Here is a 19,848-nt window from a genome sequence, read left to right as displayed (position 1 = left end):
GTGTATCAGCGCCAGCCTCCATATAATGAGGCGCGTTTGAATATACCCACAGGCTTTCCGACAGGTAAAAGGGGCATCCATGCCAGAATTCCAGACGACGGATGAGGGCTTTGAGAGAGTTTCGCTGAGAGACTACACCGAAAAGGCTTACCTTGATTATTCAATGTACGTCATTCTCGACAGGGCGTTGCCGAACATTGGTGATGGTCTCAAGCCCGTCCAGCGCCGGATTGTCTACGCCATGTCCGAGCTGGGTCTGAAGTCCACGTCCAAATACAAGAAATCCGCCCGCACCGTGGGTGACGTGCTGGGTAAATTCCATCCCCATGGCGACAGTGCCTGTTACGAAGCCATGGTACTCATGGCGCAACCGTTCTCCTATCGTTACCCGCTGGTGGACGGCCAGGGTAACTGGGGCGCGCCTGATGATCCCAAGTCCTTCGCCGCCATGCGGTATACCGAATCCCGGCTTGCCCGTTTTTCGGACGTGCTGCTACGTGAACTGGGGCAGGGAACCGTGGACTGGGTGCCCAACTTCGACGGCACCATGAACGAGCCATCAGTGTTGCCGGCGCGACTGCCCCATGTGCTGCTTAACGGTACCACCGGCATTGCGGTCGGCATGGCCACGGATATCCCGCCCCATAACGTGCGGGAAATTGCCGCGGCCTGTATCCGCCTGCTGGATCAGCCGGACGCAACAGTGGAAGATCTCTGCGAACACGTGAAAGGACCGGATTTCCCAACCGAAGCGGAGATCATTACCCCGCGCAAGGATATCCGCCAGCTTTACGAAACCGGCCGCGGATCGCTTCGCATGCGGGCTCGCTGGATCAATGACGGCGGCGAGATTGTGGTCACCGATCTGCCACACCAGACGTCCGGCAATCGCATACTGGAGCAGATCGCCCAGCAGATGCAGACCAAGAAGCTGCCCATGGTGGCCGATCTGCGGGACGAATCCGACCACGAGAACCCGACTCGCCTGGTCATCGTGCCCCGCTCCAACCGCGTGGATCAGGCCAGCCTGATGGCCCACCTATTTGCCAGCACGGACCTGGAAAAGACCTACCGCGTGAACATCAACGTGATCGGCAATGACGGCCGTCCGGGGGTGAAGGGACTGCTCACGATCCTGACCGAATGGCTGAGCTTCCGTCGCACAACTGTCACCCGCCGGCTGCAACATCGCCTCGACAAGGTTCTGGCGCGCCTGCACATCCTGGAAGGCCTGCTGGTTGCCTACCTGAACATCGATGAAGTGATTGCGATCATTCGCTATGAGGACAAGCCCAAAGAACAGCTGATTGCAAAGTTCGGGCTGAGCGAAGATCAGGCGGAAGCCATTCTCGAGCTGAAACTGCGCCACCTGGCCAAGCTTGAGGAGATGAAAATCCGCGGTGAGCAGGACGAACTGGCCGCCGAACGTGATGAACTGCAGGCTATTCTGGGTTCTGAAGACCGGCTGAGGGAGCTGATCAAGTCCGAACTGATTGAAGACGCAGAGACTTACGGCGACGACCGTCGCTCGCCGATTGTCGAGCGTGAGGAAGCCAGAGCCTTCAGCGAGACCGAACTGGTGTCCAATGACCCGGTCACGGTGGTGCTGTCCGAGAAAGGCTGGGTACGAGCGGCAAAGGGTCATGACATACAGCCGGATGCGCTCAGCTATAAGGCTGGCGATGCCTTTGCCATGGCCGCCAAGGGCCGCAATAACCAGCAGGCGGTGTTCCTGGACTCCACCGGTCGGGCCTACTCTCTGGTGGCCCATTCCCTGCCGTCCGCCAGAGGCCAGGGTGAGCCGCTGAGTGGCCGTATCAACCCACCCTCCGGTGCCACCTTCTCTGGCCTTTTGATGGGCGAGCCGAGGCAGAAAGTGCTGTTGGTCACTGACGGCGGTTACGGCTTTGTGACCTCGCTGGGGGAGATGATCAGCAAGAACAAGAACGGCAAGGCCGTGGTTTCCGTGCCCAAAGGCGCTCGAATCATGCCGCCGGTCACTGTTCCCAAGTCGACGGAAACGCTTTATCTGGGCGCGGTTTCCAACGAAGGCCGAATGCTGGTCTTCCCGCTCAGTGAGTTGCCTGAGTTGTCCAAGGGTAAAGGCAACAAGATTATCAGCATCCCCTCGGCAAGGGTGCAGAACCGGGAAGAATACGTGGTGGCTGCTGCGGTTTTTGCCAAGGATGACCAGATCGAGATACGTGCCGGCAAGCGCAAGATGGGGCTGCAGTTCAGCGACCTTGAGCACTATCTTGGCGAGCGGGGTCGCCGTGGCCACAAGCTGCCACGAGGCCTGCAGCGGGTCGATGGCATTGATGTGATCCAGTCGGCCAGTAACGCGGCGGTGCTCGACCAGGCCGAGGTGCAGGCGTCTGAAGGGGAGCAGTCCGACAGTGAGTGAACTGGTACTGATAAACGTCTCCGGTCGTGACAAGCCCGGTCTGACCTCCGAGATCACCGGCATCATGGGCCAGTACGATGTGCGGATTCTGGATATCGGCCAGGCGGTGATCCACGACCATCTGACCTGGGGCATCCTGATCGAGATTCCGGATGAATCCAAATCCTCCCCGGTGATTCGCGATCTGCTGTTCCGGCTGCATGCCCTGGACCTTCAGGTACGCTTTGCACCCATCACCATGGAGGAATACCAGCAGTGGGCAGAAGGGCGCAACCGAGCCTGCTATATCGTCACGCTACTGTCCCGGGACATCAAGGCCGAGCAAATTGCCCGGGTGTCGGCCATCACTGCCCGCCACGGCCTGAACATCGATAACATCACCCGTTTGTCGGCCCGGCCGTCGCTGAACCAGGCGGATAACCGGCTGGCCTGCGTGGAGTTCTCGGTGCGGGGAACGCCGTCCGATCTGGAGCAGTTGCGGGCGGATTTCCTCCATATCGCTGGCGAGATGAACGTTGATATTGCCTTCCAGGAGGATTCGATCTTCCGCCGCAACCGCCGTCTGGTGGTGTTTGATATGGATTCCACGCTGATTGACGCGGAAGTCATAGACGAGCTGGCGAGGGAAGCCGGCGTGGGCGAGCAGGTGGCAGAAATCACCGAGCGGGCCATGCAGGGCGAGCTGGACTTCAGCCAGAGCTTTGCCGAGCGTCTGGCACTGCTGAAGGGCCTGGATGAATCGGTGCTTGAGGGCATTGCCAGCCGACTGAACCTGACAGAAGGCGCGGAACACCTGATCCTCAGCCTGAAATCACTGGGTTACCGCACGGCCATTCTGTCCGGTGGGTTCACCTACTTTGCCCGCCACCTGCAGCGCAAGCTGGGCATCGATTATGTCTATGCCAACGAACTGGAAATCGAGGACGGCAAGGTGACAGGCCGGGTGGCCGGGCAGATTGTGGACGGCAATCGCAAAGCTGAGTTGCTGCTGGAAATCGCTGATCGGGAACACATCTCCCGAGAGCAGGTAATTGCCGTGGGCGACGGCGCCAATGACCTGCCGATGCTTAGCCAGGCCGGGTTGGGTGTGGCTTTCCGGGCGAAGCCTCTGGTCAAGGAGTCCGCAAGGCACTCCATATCCACCCTGGGGCTGGATGCCATTCTCTATCTGATCGGATTCCGGGAAAGCGACAGTCGGCAGATCGGCCAGTAAACGCCGACCTGACGGGCTGGCTGATGAACTCTCAGAAACAGCTTAGTGGTCGCCAAAGTCGTAGTTCATCTCTGGTACTGGCGCCTGCAGGTAGTAACCCTGAATGTAGTTGACGCCTGCCTGCCAGAGTGTGGCCAGTACGCCGGCGTTTTCCACCAGCGGCACGATGGTCAGTTTGCCGGCACTCTGCAGGCTCTTGACCATCTCGTTCACCTCATCCCGCGCTTCGCTTTTCTTCTGGATCTCTTCGGTAAACGAACCGTCAATCTTCACGTAATCCACATCGATATGCTTCAGGGTGTTGAACGGATTCAGGGCACAGCCGAACTGGGAAATGGACACCTTGCTGTGAAGCTCGTGCACCGCTTTGGCGAAGTCTTTCGCCTGCTTCATATAGTTGTTGGCGTCGCCCTCACGGATCTGGAATATCAGCGAGTCGCCGGGCAGTCGGGCTGCTTTCAGGGCAACGCTGAGCCAGGGTGTGAAGGTCTTGTCGTCCAGGGTTTCCGCCGTGATGTTCAGGAACAGACGGGTGTCGTGGCCTCGTGAGCGGTGACTTGCCAGTTGTTTGATGGTCTGCAGGATTACCCAGCGGTCAATCTTGATGGCCATATCCGACGGGCCGACTGGCGGCAGGAAATCGTAGGGCGAGACTTCTTCCTCGTCCTTGTTCAGCATCCGCACAAAGGCTTCGTAGTGTTCTTCGCCTTCGCCACGCAGATTGATGATCGGCTGGAACAACAGGCGGAAGCGGTTATCGTCCAGAGCCTTCTGGATAACATCGGCAGAGTTGTTCTCATCCAGCGACTCGTAATCCGCCGGGTTGTAAACCAGAACCCCGTTTCCGCTCTCGTGGCCTTCTTTCTTTTTTAGTTCCGACGAAGCCGTGTGGGCGCGACCCATCAGATCTGCCGCTTTGGGCGCGTTTTCAGTAATGGCGGCAACGCCGATACTCAGGGTGATCTGCACGGTGCGCCCGTTGATATCGAAAAGGTGATCCTCGACTTTCTTGCGGATGGCTTCGCAAACGTCCGCCATGGCCTTTTCTTCACAGGGATGGCTGAGCAGACAGAAAGCGTCGTCGCTGAGTCTGGCCAGGGTAAATCCTTCCGGGGTATGTTCGCTCAGCAGGTTGGCCAGGTCGCCGAGCACCAGGTCCGATCCGGCGATACCGACCTCGCTCTTCATGGCCATGAAGCTGTCGATGGAAATATAGGCGAGGGCGCCGGTCTGGTTATCCTTGCCTGCCGTGGCAATGGTCTTGCCCAGCGCGTCCATCAGATACTGGCGATTGTAGAGGCCCGTCAGTAGATCCTGGCTGCTGATCTGTCGCAGCTTTTCTTCCAGTTCTGCATCGTTCTGCTCCGGCTGCAGCACGATCTGGGTGCATAGCTCCCCGTCGTAGGTGGCCGACGATACGGTCATGTTGACACTCAGTTCCTGGTCGTCGCTCCGGCGGGCAACGCAGGTCAGGGTTTTGCTGTCTTCCTCACCGCTGGTGAAGGCCTTCATGAATTCCTTGTACTTGGTGGCGCTTTCCGGGGTCAGGGTGTCGAGCACCGGAATACAGATCAGGTCATCGATATCGTCGTAGCCCAGAAACTCCATGTAGGACTGGTTCGCATAAACGTGCATGCCGTCATTGATGTAAGCGATGGCGTCCTTTGAGCTTTCCAGCAGTAACTGGCAGCGTTGTTCTGACTCCCGCAGGTGGGACTCCAGCGTGCGACGGCGGCGACGGTCTTCAAGGGCTGACAATTCGCGATTGACCACCAGAACCAGCTGGTCGGTATTTTCAAACGGCACGGTGTCCTGTCCGCCGGCCTTCATGATCTCCACCGCTCGTTCGTGACTGAATTCCCGGTTAAGCAGCACGAAAGGTATGTCTTTGTCCATGCGCCGTATCATTGCCAGGGCGCCATCCGGCCCGAACTCCTGTTCAACGTCATCCCGCGCCAGCAGAAGGTCCCACTGGCCTGACTTCAGGGTTTCCTCGAGATCCTCTTCGGAGGTGATTCGGTGTGCGCGGGTGGCTTTTCCGGAATTCCGCAACAGGCTGACCATGGATTCCGCGTCGTTTTGCGACGGGTCGAGGATCAGCAGGTGTACGGTGGTGTTTTTTTTCTGCATTCGTCAGATGTCTCGCATTGCGCATTGGCTTGGCCGGTCTCAGATACAACGGACTCGCCGGCATTTCACTAACGCTGAATGATGCAGTGCTTACCTGTTAATAACAACCCTTGAAACCCGGTTCAGCGGGACTGTTCCGGCTTTTATATTCGCTAGAGCGAGGGCCAAAGGGAGTCGAATTCGTCCTCGCTGGTTCCGGACGAAGGGCCGGCAACCGGGACGGTAGATGCGCCCGAATTCTGAAGCTTGAGCTCGAACTGGCTGATACTGCCGGTGGCGCTTACCTTGCGGGAAAGGGTGCCCTGATCTTCGCGACCGTCGTAGAGCATTGAAATACGGCTGCCCGACTGGAATGGCAGCCTGGGAGTGATCAGTGTCGCGGCCTGGTTAACGACGCTGATTTCGGGTAACAGAAGCCCGCGAAGGTATTCGCTGCTGTTGCCGATTTTCTGGATCAGCCGGACGCCACAGGGTGCCGCGCTGGGGGCAAGTAGTTCGATACCCACCTGGGTTCCCTGGTTACGAACCTGGCGAATCCAGCGCACCACGGCGATGCTCCAGGGGTGGTTGGACTGCTCCCGCACACCCAGTACTTCGCCCGCCTGTAGTGATGGCGGAACATGAGTCTCCCAGGCAACGCAATAACCACCGGGGCTGGTGTTAATCAGCAGTGCGTGATGGGATCTGGGCTGGTTTCGGTCAGCCGCGCTATCGGGCGTGGCCCCGATGCTGTTTCGGAAATTGATCGGAGTATCCGCCGACTGGTTAAGTTCGTCGCTCGGGCCCGCATCATGGGCGCCGGCCCAGGCGTCCTCGCGCTGGCGTGACCGACGCAGAAAACGGTTGCCGTCGTCATCGGCGCCTTCAGCCGCCAGTTCATTGTTGCCACTGACAAACTGGTTAAAGGTTTTGCCACCGGCAACATAGTAATGCGTGGCGGTCAGCCCAACGCAAATCTCCAGTGTGCCCTGGCTTGAAATGCGGTTGAAGTTGCGCTTGGCCAATATGCCGAGGGCCTGGCTCAGGTGCGTAAGCAAGGTGTTGCTGACCGAGGGCGACAGGCGGAGGCGCGTGTCCGGCTCGGCCGAGCTGTTTCGTGCTTTCAATACATCGCCGATTTCCGCCGAGAGATCACGGGTGTCAAAATTGAGGCTCTCATGCCCCGGGCTCTGCTCCAGCAGGCTGCGGTAGACCGGGGCGTTGTCCCGCTCGAGATTGGTGACGAACAGACTGTCTTCGTCAGCTTCAGGGCCACACTCGACCAGGTCCGTCCAGGATTCGAACAAGCCATAGACCTGAGCCAGTTCTGACTGACGTAACTGGTTGGGGCGCGAACAACCCAGCAACAGTAAGCGTTTGTAGGCGTCTTCTACCGTGCTCGAGCGGCGCTGGTTGAGGGTTTCGTCATCCACCGACTGAGTGTGTAGCCGATTTCGCAGCGCAAACCGGAACATTCGGTGACATTCCAGCCAGCTTTGAGCAGGACTGGGGCAGTAAAGCTGGTGTGACCTCAGAATAGTGGCGGCCAGCTCTGAGATCGCACGGTGCAAGGCGATAGCAATGGCTTTTCGATTCTTGTCGGCGCCGCCGTTATCAAGGCATTCAATGACGCAGAGCTTGTAGCCCGCCGCGGCATGAAGTTGCAGGGCCTGGGACAGATTGGCAATCTTGCGCTGCTTTTCAGGCAGGGCAATGGACAACCCGAGGTAATGCCGGGAAAGCTCTTCACAGACAAAATGAATCTTCGGGCGGATCAATTCCAGAAACTGGAGCCGCTGGGCGTGGGTGGTAAACAGCTGGTTCAGTTCGATAATAGCGTGGTAGAGCTGGCGCGATGCCTCCCCGATATTGGCCATCGGTAGCTGTTTGACCCAGTCCTTGAACGCTTTTGGCGTTGTTTCACAAAAGGACAGACTCGCTGTTTTCTGCTCGGGAACTTTCAGATCTGGTTTCAGGGTCGTGCCTTCCATCTAATCACGCCAACGCTGTGTTTTTCTCGTTATAGGTTTTAACACCTTAAAATAGCAAACGCACGGCAAAAAGCGAGCAGTCAACAAGTTGACAATATTTAACACCTGATGCTTATCAAAAGGTTGCCAAGTGCGTCACGCAAAAAGGTCTATAGGTGTCTTGCCGGGTCGATCGGGTACTTCCCGTACCAGGCGGGGCACCAGAAAACCGGGAAGTTTCGCCATGAGTTGTTTCACGATATCACGTGCCTGCGGGTCGCTGACAGCGAAATGGTGGGCACCGGCCACCGGGTCGAAGGCATGCAGGTAGTAGGGCAATATGTGGCATTCGAACAGTCGCTCGCTCAGGGCTGCAAGCGTGTCCGCGTCGTCGTTGATCCCCCGCAGAATGACTGACTGGTTCAGAAGGGTTACACCAGCGTCCCGCAGCCGGGTCATGGCGGCCTTTACCTGTTCGTCCAGCTCATTGGCATGGTTGATGTGCAACACCATTACGCTCTGTAGACGGCTGGCGGAAAGCGTTTCCAGCAGAGTCGGCGTAATTCGCTGGGGTATGACGACGGGCAGGCGGGTATGAATCCTGAGCCGGCGGATATGCGGAATCTCGGCGATGGAATTGGCCCAGTAGGACAACAACCGGTCGCTTGCCACCAGCGGGTCTCCGCCGCTGAGAATCACCTCGTTGATATCCGGGTCGCTGGCCAGAAACTCCAGAATCCGGGTACGGTCCTCCGGCGTCAGTCGGTGCTCATCATAGGGAAAATGGCGGCGGAAGCAGTACCGGCAGTTGATAGCGCATTGTCCGGTGACCATCAGCAGCGCCCGGCTCTGGTACTTGCGGATCAACCCGGTGGTGGCTATTGAATCAGCTTCCTCAAGGGGGTCCGTGAGGTAGCCGGGCAACGACAGCCCTTCTTCGTTCGTGGGGAGCACCTGGCGAAGCAGCGGATCCTGCGGATTGCCAGGCTCCATTCTTCCAGCGTAGGGTTCGGGAACCCGAATGGCAAAGAGCTGATGACCCAGATCGGCACCCTTGCGCCATTGCGCCGGGTCCAGATCCAGCCGGCGCAGCAGGGTATCGGGGGAAGTGATCGAGCCGGAAAGCAGCTTTTGCCAGCTCTGGTCGTCTGCATGCCCGTTGCCATCGGGTGAATCAACCAGGCGGGCTTCTATAAGCGCGGCGGTTCGCTGTATCATAGCGACCTTTGAATTCTTAACTGCATCGTTTCAGGTGATAATTTCATGGCTTCATATTCTACCAACGAATTCCGCAGCGGTCTTAAAGTTTTGCTGGACGGCGACCCCTGTATCATTCTCGACAACGAATTCGTTAAGCCCGGCAAAGGGCAGGCCTTTAACCGCGTCAAGCTGCGAAACCTTAACACTAATCGCCAGTGGGAACGCACCTTCAAGTCCGGGGAGAGCCTGGAGGCCGCTGACGTCATCGATCAGGAAATGGAGTATCTCTACACAGACGGAGAGTTCTGGCACTTCATGAAGACCGACGGCTCGTTTGAGCAATACCCTGCTGACGAAAAGGCCGTCAGCGATGTGCTCAAATGGCTGAAGGAACAGGATGTCTACACCGTCACCCTTTATAACGGTGCCCCGTTGACGGTGACCCCGCCCAACTTTGTTGAGCTGGAAGTGGTGGATACCGACCCGGGCATGAAGGGCGACACGGCTCAGGGCGGCACCAAGCCGGCCACGCTCTCAACCGGCGCGGTGGTCAACGTGCCACTGTTCATCACCATCGGTGAAGTGCTGAAAGTGGATACCCGCTCCGGTGAATACGTGAGCCGCGTAAAGAACTGATCGCACTGACAATGACCGACCGGAATAACTGGCGGCCAACCGCTTCGTTGGCCGCTCTTGAAAGCCGCGCACAGCAGCTGGCCTGGGTGCGCGGCTTTTTTGCGCGCCGCAATGTACTGGAAGTGGAAACGCCCGTTCTGGGGCGTTGCAGTGTCACCGACCTGAATATCGACAGCGTGCCGGCCTATCCCGGCTCGGCTTCTCCGTCGCCCCGTTGCCACTGGCTGCAAACCTCTCCTGAATACCCCATGAAACGTCTCCTTGCCGCTGGGGCAGGGGATATCTACCAGGTGGCCCGGGTGTTTCGCGACGGCGAACGCGGGGCCCGCCACAATCCCGAATTTTCGCTGCTTGAGTGGTATCGCCGGGGCTTCGACGATAGCGATCTGATGACAGAAGTGGCCGAACTGGTCTGCGGCTGGCTGCAATGCCCCGATCCCGTCACCCTGGACTACCGTGAGGCTTTCCTGCGGTTTGCCGGCGTCGATCCGCTTGCGACCGATGATCATAAGATCAGGGCCCGGTGTGAGGCGTGGATGGGGCAGGATCAGTTATCAGGTATGCTCAGGGATGAGTGTCTGGATCTGTTGATGAGTTTCTGCGTCGAGCCGTCGCTTGCGGAACTGGGCCCTGTCTTCATTACCGGATACCCGGAATCCCAGGCTGCATTGGCCCGTGTTTCGGAGGTGGATGGCGTGCGCAAGGCGCATCGATTCGAGCTTTATGTCAACGGACTGGAATTGTGTAACGGCTACTGGGAGCTGACCGACCCTGATGAGCAGCGGGCGCGTTTCGAGCTGGATAACCAGGCCCGCCGCAGGGCCGGGCGCCCGGAAATGCCGGTTGACGAGGCCTTGCTGGCGGCAATGCACGCTGGTGTGCCTGATTGCGCCGGGGTAGCCCTGGGGCTGGACCGGCTGCTGATGCTGAAGCTGGGCGTGACCGACATTGCCGAGGTGCTGGCCTTTCCCAGCGACCGCGCCTGAGGAAAGGAGCGCGCCGGTGTTATCTCGAATCCCTGTTATTCCGGAGCCGTGCTCATTTCGGAAAGGATGCCGAGAGCTTCTCCCAGTCGCACTTCTTTTTCCGCTTTCTGGTTACTTTCCCAGGACACCTTGCCCTTGGGCAGGACGATCACCACAGTTGATCCCAGCCGGAAGCGGCCCATTTCCTCGCCTTTTTCAAACCTGATGGGGTTGGCGAGTTGCCGATAGGAGCTGGTGCTTACCTCCCCGCCGCCCGGCGCAACTACGCCGGCCCAGGTGGTCTCCATGCTGCCGACAATCATTGCGCCCACCAGCACCATGGCCATCGGTCCGGCGTCAGTATCGAAAATGCAGGCGACTCGTTCGTTGCGGGCGAACAGGTTCGGCACCTGGGCGGCCGTTGTCGGGTTGACGGAAAAGAGCTTGCCCGGCACATAGGTCATTTCCCGAAGCGTGCCGGCCACGGGCATGTGAATCCGGTGGTAATCCTTTGGCGAGAGGTAGATGGTTGCGAACTCGCCGTCTTCGAATTCCCTGGCTCGCTCCTTATCACCGCCCAGCAGTTCGTTCAGACTGAAGGACTGGCCTTTGGCCTGGAAAATCCGGTCATCGGTGATGGTGCCCAGTTGGCTGATGGCCCCATCGACAGGGCAGGCCAGTGCTGAGGGTCGTTCATCAATGGGACGTAGCCCCGGTTTTAGGGCCCGGGTGAAGAAGGCATTGAAACTGGGATAGGCTGTTGGATCCGGTTCCAGGGCTTCGCTCATGTCAACGCCATAACGCTTGATAAACCAGCGCACCACCCGGTTCTTGATCGCAGGCGTGCTGTCCATGTCAGCGAGTCGCCCGGCCAGGCGCGAAACCGCAAGCTGGGGCGTGACGTATTGACTCTTTACAAAAAGCTTATCGAGCATGAACGCGAATCCTTTGTACAATCGGGCAGCGGAGTTTAACAAATGCCGTGGCGGGGGTATAAGCAGTTTCGTTTTCGCGGTTCATGGCCGGGCTTGCTATTATCAAACGGAGCTGCCGCGACGGGCCGCTGCACATAATAATCACAGAAGGTACGTTTACTTACCATGCTATTCATTATCGGCGCAGTTATTGTTACAGGGTGTGTTCTTGGCGGATATGTCCTGCATGGGGGTAACCTTGCGGTTCTCTGGCAGCCAACGGAAGTTCTGATCATCGGCGGAGCCGCCGTGGGTTCATTCGTTATTGCCAACTCTCCGCATACCATCAAAGAGGTAGGCAAAGCCATTGTCACGCAGCTGACGGGCTCGCCCTACAACAAGTCCTTCTACATGGATCTGCTTAGCCTGCTGTATGAGGTGTTCGACAAATCCCGAAAGCAGGGTGTCATGGCCATTGAAGAGGATATTGATAATCCCGAGTCCAGCCAGATATTCAGTCGGTATCCGGCTATCATGAAGTCCAAATACCTGCTGTCCTTCATTACCGACTATCTGCGCATCATCAGTGCCGGCAACATGGCGACCCATGAGCTGGAAGGCATGATGGAAAACGAGATCGATAGCCGGCATCACGAGGTGGAAGAGCCTGCTCATGCCTTGAACAAGATTGCCGATGCCCTGCCGGGGCTGGGCATCGTGGCCGCCGTTCTTGGCATCGTGATCACCATGAACTTTCTCACCGAAGGGCCGGAAAAGATCGGTCTGAGCGTGGCCGCCGCGCTGGTGGGGACCTTCCTGGGTATCTGGATGGGCTATGGCTTTGTCGGTCCCCTGTCGATCTCCATGGAGCACACCGCCAAATACGAGATCAAAGCCTACGAGTGTGTGAAGTCCGCGATTGTGGCCACAGTGTCCGGCCAGGCGCCGCAGATGGCGATCGAATTCGGCCGCAAGTCCCTGCCGTCGGACAAGCGTCCCGGATTTCAGGAATTGAACGATCACGTCAGATCAAAATAACCGGAACACTGGCTAATCAGCCTGGAGTAGTGCTTTGGAAGATCGGCCGATAATTATCAAGCGCAAAAAGGTGGTGGCAGGCGGTCATCACGGTGGTTCCTGGAAAGTGGCGTTCGCTGACTTTGCCACGGCCATGATGGCATTTTTTCTGGTGCTCTGGCTGACGGCAACCGCTTCACCTGAGCAGCTTCGCGCGGTTGAGGGGTATTTCAAGGATCCCGTCGGCTTCACCGAGGGCGGCTCGCCAAATCCGGTGGATCTGGAGGGCAGTGCGTCCGTGGTCAGCGAATCCAGTGAAGACGTGGCCGATGCCGATATTCAGATTGAAGATCAGGTGGTGGAGGAAATGGCCCAGACCCTGGAGCAGCAGAAGATGAAGCAGCTGTTCCAGGATCTGAAAGACCGCATCGAAGAAAGTGAGACCCTTCAGGAGTTCAAGGACCAGCTGCTGATTGATATCACCAGTGAGGGGCTTCGCATTCAGATTGTTGACCGCTCGAAGCGCCCCATGTTCGACAGTGGTCGGGCGGAGCTCAAATACTATTCACAGGACATTCTTTTTGAACTGGCCAAAACCCTGTCCACCGTGGACAACAAGCTCAGCCTCACCGGCCACACGGATTCCACCCCCTTCAGCGGGCGGCCCGGTTATACCAACTGGGAGTTGTCCGCAGATCGCGCCAATACGGCACGCCGGGCGCTGGTTGCTGGCGGCGTGGGCGGCAATCAGATAGCCCGGGTGGTGGGGCTCAGTGATTCGGTTCTGTTCAATAAAGAAGACCCGCAGGCGCCGGTGAATCGGCGCATTTCTATTATTGTACTGAACAAGAAAGCGGCTGACGGCATACAGAGCAGTGCAGGGCAGTCAGATGAGCCTTTGATCGATCTCACCGCGCCATCGGAACAGGAGCAGCAGGAAGCCATGGACTCGTTGCAGCAAGGCAACTGGTCTCAGCAGCAGGCACCGGCTCCGGCTGAAGGCGAACTTAACTGGTAAGCGGAGCCAGCGGCAGATTAGTCAACCTTCAGGCCCCGCGCCTGCTGCTCCGCCATATCCTGAAGGATCCGATGAAAGCTCTTCAGGCGGGCCTGGCTGATTCGACCGTCGTCAGCGGCGGCCTGTATGGCGCAGCCGGGGTCGCCCAGATGACTGCAGTTGCGGAACTTGCAGTGGCCGATCAGGTCGCGGATTTCGCGGAAGCCGAATTCGATTTCAGAAGGCGACATATGCCACAGGCCGAATTCCCTGATGCCCGGGGAGTCGATCAGGTCCCCGCCACAGTCCAGGTGAAACAGTTTTGCGGTGGTCGTGGTGTGCACGCCCTTGCCGGTGCTCTCAGACACCGCACCAACCCGGATGGCTTCATCCGGCAGCAGTGTCTGGATGATGGATGACTTGCCGACCCCTGATTGCCCCACAAAAACGCTGGTCTGGTCCTTGATCAGGTTTTCCACGCCTACTGCCTTGTCGCCGCCATTCTGGGCGGATGTCTGTTCTACCCGGTAGCCCAGCGCCCGGTATCGGTCCAGCAGGGCGCTGATTGATTCCCGGTTCCGGTCGTTTAGAAGGTCGGATTTATTCAGCAGCAGGATCGCGGGAATACCGGTAATCTCTGCGGCGACCAGATAGCGGTCAATCAGGTTGTCGTGGGGTTCGGGTTCGGGGGCAATGACCAGGATAATGTGGTCGATATTGGCGGCAACCGGTTTCAGGGCGCCGAAGTTGTCCGGACGCTGGAGAAGGCTCTGCCGGTCGCAGCGGGCGACGATCACGCCGGTGTCGTTGCCGCTCATACGCCAGATCACGCGGTCACCGGTCACCAGGCTGTCGATGTTGGCGCGGACAAAACAGCGCAGGACCTTGCCGGCGTCTTCACCTTCCAGGGCTTCGATGTCCAGTTGCTGACCATAGTGGGCGATGATCAGACCTTCCTGTTCGGGGCCCAGGTCGCCGGCTTCGATCTGTTCGTCGATGGCTTTCTCTTTACGGGCAGCCCGGGCCGTCCGTTCCTGCTGGACTTTGGAAATGCGCCACTGCTGCTGTTTGTTAAGTCGACGTTTGGCCATAAATCCTGTGCTAATTTGGTGGGGCATGGTGATGGTGTCACATCATACGTGATTCGTTCACAATGAGTAGAATTTGCCTTTTGCCAGAAGTCAGACAGTGGAGAAATTTGAATGCCTGAAGCGAATTACCTGGTGTGGATTGACCTCGAAATGACCGGGCTGGACCCGGAAAAAGAGCGAATCATCGAGATAGCGACCATTATTACCGATTCGGAGTTGAACACGATTGAAGAGGGGCCCGTGATTGCGGTGCATCAGTCTGACAGCCTGCTCAATAGCATGGATGAATGGTGCACCCGTACCCATGGCGAGAGCGGGCTGACTCAGCGGGTTCGGGATAGTCGGGTCAGTGAGATTGATGCCGAGCAGCAAACGATTGAGTTTCTGCAGCGTTACCTTGAACCGCGTCAGTCACCGCTGTGTGGCAACAGCATCGGCCAGGATCGCCGGTTTCTTGTGAAGTATATGCCTGAATTAGAGGCGTTTTTTCACTATCGCAATCTGGATGTGAGCACCATTAAAGAGCTGGCGCGTCGCTGGCGGCCGGAAGTGCTGGACGGGGTCAAGAAAAAGGGCACTCATCTGGCGCTTGATGACATCCGCGATTCCATCAATGAACTGCGCCACTATCGCGAGCATTTCTTCAGGTTATAGGCCGTGCCTTTCCAGCGCCCATCGGACGTGTTCCCGCACCAGTTCCGATGGGTGGTCTGCCCGTTGCTTGAGCGCCTCGATCACCGGAATGGTTGAGGGGGCATTGCCCAGGCCCACCGCCAGGTTGCGAAGCCAGCCTTCGTATCCGGTTCGGCGGATAGCGGAACCTTCCGTACGTTTGAGGAATTCTTCTGCTGTCCACAGAAAGAGGGTGGCCAGTTCGGAATTGTCCAGGCCATGGCGTGGCTGGAAGTCGGTTTCAGCGGTGGCTTTGCTGAACTTGTTCCAGGGGCACACCAACTGGCAGTCGTCACAGCCGAACACCCGGTTGCCCATCTTTGACCGAAGCTCCACCGGAATACTCCCCGACAGTTCAATGGTCAGGTAGCTGATGCACTTCCGGGCGTCGAGTCTGTGGGGGCCTTCGAAGGCGTCTGTCGGGCAAACCTCCAGGCAGGCAGAGCAGGAACCGCAGTGTTCTTTTTCAAAGGGTTCGTCAACCGGCAGTGGTGCACTGGTGAAAATCTCCCCCAGAAAGAAAAACGACCCGGCTTTGGGGTGAATGACCATATTGTTCTTGCCGATCCATCCCAGTCCGGCCCTCTGAGCCAGGGCCCGTTCCAGCACCGGAGCGCTGTCCACAAAGGCTCGGTATTCGTACCCGGAGACAGCTTCATCGATCCTTTTTGCCAGGGTCGCCAGACGCTTGCGCATCAGTTTGTGGTAATCCCTACCTACCGCATATCGCGTCACATAGGCTTTTTCGGGGTTAGTAAGCACTCGCGCCGGGCTGTCCGGCGCCGGCAGGTAATCCAGCCGTACCGAAATGACACGGTGGGTTCCTTCCACCAGTGATCGGGGGTTGTAGCGTTTGTCACCATGATGGGCCATGTAGCCCATCTCGCCGTGAAAGCCATCGTCCAGCCATTTCTGCAGGCGCTGAGCATGGGGGCCGGTGTCTGGATAGGTGATACCAAGATCGCTGAAACCCAGCTCGCGCGCCCAATTGCGAATTTTTTCAGGCAGGTGCGTGAGATTTTGATCCGTGGTTTCGGTCATTGCAGTTCCACTGGAAACGGGTGCCCCGGAAAGGAATATGAAAAGTTAATGTAAAGACATTGATTAAGTTATGACCTTTTTTGGTATTTTGCTATGCTTTACAGGCAGCTGGCTGATTTTCTTAATCCGGATTCTTTAGCGGGAGCGGTTTTGCATGCCCCTGATCAACGACCATAGTCTACCAGAAGACCTGTATTCCGCCGATGCGGTTGGAGCGATCGATCGCTATGTGATTGATCAACAGGGCGTTAATGGTTTTGATCTGATGCAAGCTGCAGCCGCCAGTGCGTTCCGCCGGCTGGTGCGGATCTGGCCTGACGCGTCTTCGATTCTGGTGTTGTGTGGTGCGGGCAATAATGGTGGCGACGGTTACCTGGTTGCCGCAAACGCCAAACGCCACGGCATTGATGTTCACTGCGTCGCAGTGGCGCCTGTAGAGAAGCTCAAGGGCGATGCCCGCAAGGCCTGGCAGAAAGCCGAGGCTGACGGAGTTGAAGTCCAGGCACTGGGCGATGGCGACCAGGATCTGTCGAAACTTCCCTTCGACCGTGTGGATCTGATCGTCGATGCGATGCTGGGCACAGGGGCTACTGGTGCCCCCCGCGAACCCTTCGCGTGCATTATTGATCGTTGCAACCAGGCGACGACGCCGGTATTGGCCATCGACGTACCGTCCGGGCTGGATTCAACCCGGGGTACTGTGGCTGGCGTAGCTGTCCGGGCCGAGGTAACAGTGACCTTCATTGCCTTGAAGCTAGGGCTCTTTACCGGGGCAGGGACGGAGTGTTGCGGCCACCTGGTATTTGAATCGCTGGATACCGACGAATGGGCCTCCGAGAGCGGCCAGCGTCCGGTGGCGAAACGGGTCGACTGGTCGTCTATGGCCTCGACGCTGCCTCGCCGGCCGGCCAACGCTCACAAGGGACGTTTTGGCCATGTTCTGGTGGTAGCAGGCGAACGAGGATTTGGTGGTGCTGGAATCCTGGCTGCGGAGGCCGCAGCTAGGTCCGGTGCCGGGCTGATTTCGCTGGCCACTCGCGGTGAGTATGTAGGTGCGGCGCTGGCGAGGTGTCCCTCGATTATGGCAAAGGCCGTTATTCACGGTTCCGAGTTGCAGCCGTTGATTGAAGCGGCTTCGGTGATCGTTTGCGGTCCCGGCATTGGGCGGGGAGCCTGGGGGCAGCAAATGCTGCAGCAGGTGATTGCCAGCGGCAAACCCCGGATTCTGGATGCGGATGCCCTGAATCTGATGGCGGGGCGAGCAGCCCGGCCATCCGACGACCATGTGCTTACTCCCCACCCGGGTGAAGCCGCCAGAATGCTGGGGTGTGAGGTCTCGGAGGTAGAGTCAGATCGCCTGGCAGCGGCCACCAGGATGCAGCAGCGTTACGGAGGCGTGGTGCTGCTCAAGGGCGCCGGCACGGTGATTGCCAGCGAACAGGCGCTTCCGGTCATTGTCAGTGGCAGCAATCCGGGGATGGCGACAGGTGGCATGGGTGATGTGCTCTCCGGCCTGATTGGCAGCCTGATGGGGCAGTGTGGTGACCTGCAACAGGCTGCAATGCTGGGGGCCGCGTTGCATCTTGCAGCGGCCGACGTTGCATCGGAAACCAAAGGATTTATGGGGCTGTTGCCCAATGATGTAATTGACAGCTTGCCCAGGGTATTGGCTCGGACGGAAAGCGGCGCCGGGATTTCTTCCGGCTCATCACAGGCGGGGGTCTGAGTGGCTAACAGTCCGGGAGAGGTTGTCGTATTTTTGGCCGACGAAGCCGCCACTGAGGCTGTCGGGCGAACGCTGGCAGCGGCGGTTGGCCGCAGCGGCCGGGGCGCGACTGTGTTTCTTCAGGGCAACCTGGGAATGGGCAAAACAACGCTCAGTCGCGGGGTGATGCGGGGTATGGGCCATCAAGGTGCAGTCAAGAGTCCGACCTACACCATTGTCGAGCCTTATGAACACCTGACGCCAAGGGTCTATCACTTTGATCTTTACCGCCTTGGCGACCCGGAAGAGCTCGAGTATCTGGGCATCCGGGATTATTTCGACAAGCTCAGTCTCTGTCTGATCGAGTGGGCTGAGCGCGGCGAAGGCATTTTGCCCGCTCCGGATTTGCGGGTGAGGCTGGAGCCAGAGGGCGACGGCCGACTGGCAGTTTTCCAACCGGAAACGCCGACGGGAAAAGAATTACTGGATGGTTTGCAGGCTTTGGGCCTGACAAACGGTTAATCGGGTATTTGCAGAAGGTTTTTTTCAATGCAGGTATACAGCATGAAAACCAGGCTCTGTTTGAGACATTTTTTCGGCGTGTTGGCGCTGATCATGGTATCGCTGCCGGTGAAGGCCGGTGTCGATATCGAAAGCGTGCGAATCTGGCCGGCGCCTGACCATACCCGGCTTGTTCTGGATATGGGGGATGCCATCGAACACAACATCTTCTCCCTGTCAGGACCGTCACGTCTGGTCATTGACCTGCAGAATACCCGCCTCAAGGCGAATTTCGAGTCCCTGGACCTGAGTGGCAGCCCGATCCGTCGCATCCGCAGTGCTCCCCGGAACGGCAACGATCTGAGGGTTGTGCTTGACCTAAAAAAGGACATCAAGCCGCGCAGCTTCCAGCTGGCTCCGAACCAGAAGTATGGTCATCGTCTGGTGGTGGACCTGATTGAAGAGGGCGCACGTGAAGCCCGGGAGGAATCCCGTCCTACCGTCACAGACAACGCCAACGGCAAGCGCGACATAGTGGTTGTGGTGGATGCCGGGCATGGTGGTGAAGACCCGGGTGCGATCGGTCCCCGTGGAACCCTCGAGAAAGACGTGGTGCTGAAAATGGCCCGCACCCTGGCCGACATGATCGAGCAGAAGCCCGGGTACACCGCCAAGCTGACCCGCACGGGGGACTATTACATTGATCTGCGCAGCCGGACTATTCTGGCACGCAAGCATAATGCGGATCTGTTCGTGTCCGTGCACGCCGATGCTTTCCGCACGCCGGAACCCCGCGGGGCTTCAGTCTTTGCCCTGTCCCAGCGTGGTGCCACCAGTGAAACTGCCCGTTGGCTTGCCCAGTCAGAAAACCGCTCCGACCTGATCGGCGGCGCTGGCGGAGTCTCGCTTGAAGGTCGGGACGACACCCTCGCCGGCGTACTGCTCGATCTGTCGATGACGGCCAGCATCAATTCCAGTCTTGGTGTTGGCAGCGAGGTCCTGGATCAGTTGGGGGGCGTTGCCAAATTGCACAAACGAAGCGTGGAGCAGGCATCCTTTGCGGTTCTCAAATCCCCGGATATCCCGTCGATTCTTGTCGAAGCAGGCTTTATTTCCAATCCCAGGGAAGAGAAGTACCTCACCACATCCGGATATCAGCGAAAACTGGCTGACGCGGTGGTACGCGGCATCGACGATTACTTCCAGAAAACGCCGCCGCCGGGCACCCTGTTGGCCTGGCAGAAGCGCAACGGCAAGAGTGAAGTCAGTCAGTACCGGATACAGCGAGGCGATACCCTGTCAGGCGTTGCTCGCCGTACCCAGACCTCCGTCAGCGAGTTGATGCAATATAACGGACTGAACGATGACCGTGTTATGGTAGGGCAGACTATCCGCATTCCCGCTTCCTGATAA

Annotated in this window: 16 protein-coding genes; 10 read left to right on the top strand and 6 right to left on the bottom strand. The window is 58.2% G+C overall.

Translation table 11 applies throughout. The features are described from left to right. Positions 1-79: 79 nt before the first annotated feature. Positions 80-2,404, top strand: coding sequence for a DNA topoisomerase IV subunit A (parC, locus tag FPL19_RS01525; protein WP_150909935.1), 2,325 nt, complete (start codon positions 80-82; stop codon positions 2,402-2,404). Beyond that, positions 2,397-3,617: a phosphoserine phosphatase SerB gene (gene serB, locus FPL19_RS01520; protein ID WP_150909933.1), complete on the top strand. Its 1,221-nt coding sequence runs from the start codon at positions 2,397-2,399 to the stop codon at positions 3,615-3,617. Before parC ends, serB begins: the two co-directional genes overlap by 8 nt. A gap of 42 nt (positions 3,618-3,659) precedes the next feature. Here the strand turns inward: serB and FPL19_RS01515 are convergent, their stop codons facing one another. The 3 genes from FPL19_RS01515 to epmB form a co-directional block, all read right to left on the bottom strand. Further along, the gene (locus FPL19_RS01515) at positions 3,660-5,747 is read right to left on the bottom strand and encodes an EAL domain-containing response regulator (protein WP_150909931.1); all 2,088 of its coding nucleotides are present in this window, start codon (positions 5,745-5,747) and stop codon (positions 3,660-3,662) included. 152 nt (positions 5,748-5,899) lie between these two features. Then, entirely contained in the window at positions 5,900-7,717 is a 1,818-nt protein-coding gene (locus FPL19_RS01510) for a GTPase (RefSeq protein ID WP_150909929.1), read from the bottom strand. Between the two features lie 135 nt (positions 7,718-7,852). Further along, the gene (gene epmB, locus FPL19_RS01505) at positions 7,853-8,914 is read right to left on the bottom strand and encodes an EF-P beta-lysylation protein EpmB (RefSeq protein WP_150909927.1); all 1,062 of its coding nucleotides are present in this window, start codon (positions 8,912-8,914) and stop codon (positions 7,853-7,855) included. A 45-nt stretch (positions 8,915-8,959) separates the two neighbouring features. Between epmB and efp the strand changes: the two genes are divergently transcribed. Next, a complete protein-coding gene (gene efp, locus FPL19_RS01500) occupies positions 8,960-9,532 on the top strand; it encodes an elongation factor P (RefSeq protein ID WP_150909925.1) in 573 nt (190 codons plus the stop codon). 11 nt (positions 9,533-9,543) lie between these two features. Then, positions 9,544-10,518, top strand: coding sequence for an EF-P lysine aminoacylase EpmA (epmA, locus tag FPL19_RS01495; protein ID WP_150909923.1), 975 nt, complete (start codon positions 9,544-9,546; stop codon positions 10,516-10,518). A gap of 35 nt (positions 10,519-10,553) precedes the next feature. Here the strand turns inward: epmA and asd are convergent, their stop codons facing one another. Then, entirely contained in the window at positions 10,554-11,432 is an 879-nt protein-coding gene (gene asd, locus FPL19_RS01490) for an archaetidylserine decarboxylase (RefSeq protein ID WP_150909921.1), read from the bottom strand. A 165-nt stretch (positions 11,433-11,597) separates the two neighbouring features. Between asd and motA the strand changes: the two genes are divergently transcribed. Together motA and motB are read left to right on the top strand one after the other, a co-directional pair. Continuing rightward, on the top strand, positions 11,598-12,449 hold the full coding sequence (gene motA / locus FPL19_RS01485) for a flagellar motor stator protein MotA (RefSeq protein WP_150909919.1): 852 nt from the start codon (positions 11,598-11,600) through the stop codon (positions 12,447-12,449). A gap of 34 nt (positions 12,450-12,483) precedes the next feature. Then, positions 12,484-13,446 carry a flagellar motor protein MotB gene (gene motB / locus FPL19_RS01480; RefSeq protein WP_150909918.1) on the top strand — a complete coding sequence of 321 codons (963 nt, stop codon included), beginning with the start codon at positions 12,484-12,486 and terminating at the stop codon, positions 13,444-13,446. 17 nt (positions 13,447-13,463) lie between these two features. Here the strand turns inward: motB and rsgA are convergent, their stop codons facing one another. Then, positions 13,464-14,516, bottom strand: a complete 1,053-nt coding sequence (rsgA, locus tag FPL19_RS01475) for a small ribosomal subunit biogenesis GTPase RsgA (RefSeq protein ID WP_150909916.1) — start codon at positions 14,514-14,516, stop codon at positions 13,464-13,466. 111 nt (positions 14,517-14,627) lie between these two features. Between rsgA and orn the strand changes: the two genes are divergently transcribed. Then, positions 14,628-15,170 (top strand): oligoribonuclease, encoded by a 543-nt coding sequence (gene orn / locus FPL19_RS01470; RefSeq protein ID WP_150909914.1) that lies wholly within the window; start codon positions 14,628-14,630, stop codon positions 15,168-15,170. Here the strand turns inward: orn and queG are convergent. After that, entirely contained in the window at positions 15,165-16,229 is a 1,065-nt protein-coding gene (gene queG / locus FPL19_RS01465) for a tRNA epoxyqueuosine(34) reductase QueG (protein WP_150909911.1), read from the bottom strand. The two genes, orn and queG, sit on opposite strands and share 6 nt — an antisense overlap. 154 nt (positions 16,230-16,383) lie before the next feature. Between queG and FPL19_RS01460 the strand changes: the two genes are divergently transcribed. From FPL19_RS01460 to FPL19_RS01450, 3 genes are all read left to right on the top strand, one after another. Then, a complete protein-coding gene (locus FPL19_RS01460; protein ID WP_150909909.1) occupies positions 16,384-17,955 on the top strand; it encodes an NAD(P)H-hydrate dehydratase in 1,572 nt (523 codons plus the stop codon). Beyond that, a complete protein-coding gene (gene tsaE, locus FPL19_RS01455) occupies positions 17,956-18,456 on the top strand; it encodes a tRNA (adenosine(37)-N6)-threonylcarbamoyltransferase complex ATPase subunit type 1 TsaE (protein WP_150909907.1) in 501 nt (166 codons plus the stop codon). A 93-nt stretch (positions 18,457-18,549) separates the two neighbouring features. Beyond that, entirely contained in the window at positions 18,550-19,845 is a 1,296-nt protein-coding gene (locus FPL19_RS01450; protein WP_404802809.1) for an N-acetylmuramoyl-L-alanine amidase, read from the top strand. Positions 19,846-19,848 lie beyond the last annotated feature (3 nt).

The organism is Marinobacter halotolerans (assembly GCF_008795985.1).
In the GTDB taxonomy this organism is placed as follows: Bacteria; Pseudomonadota; Gammaproteobacteria; order Pseudomonadales; family Oleiphilaceae; genus Marinobacter; species Marinobacter halotolerans.
This window is presented reverse-complemented; position numbering and strand designations above follow the sequence as displayed.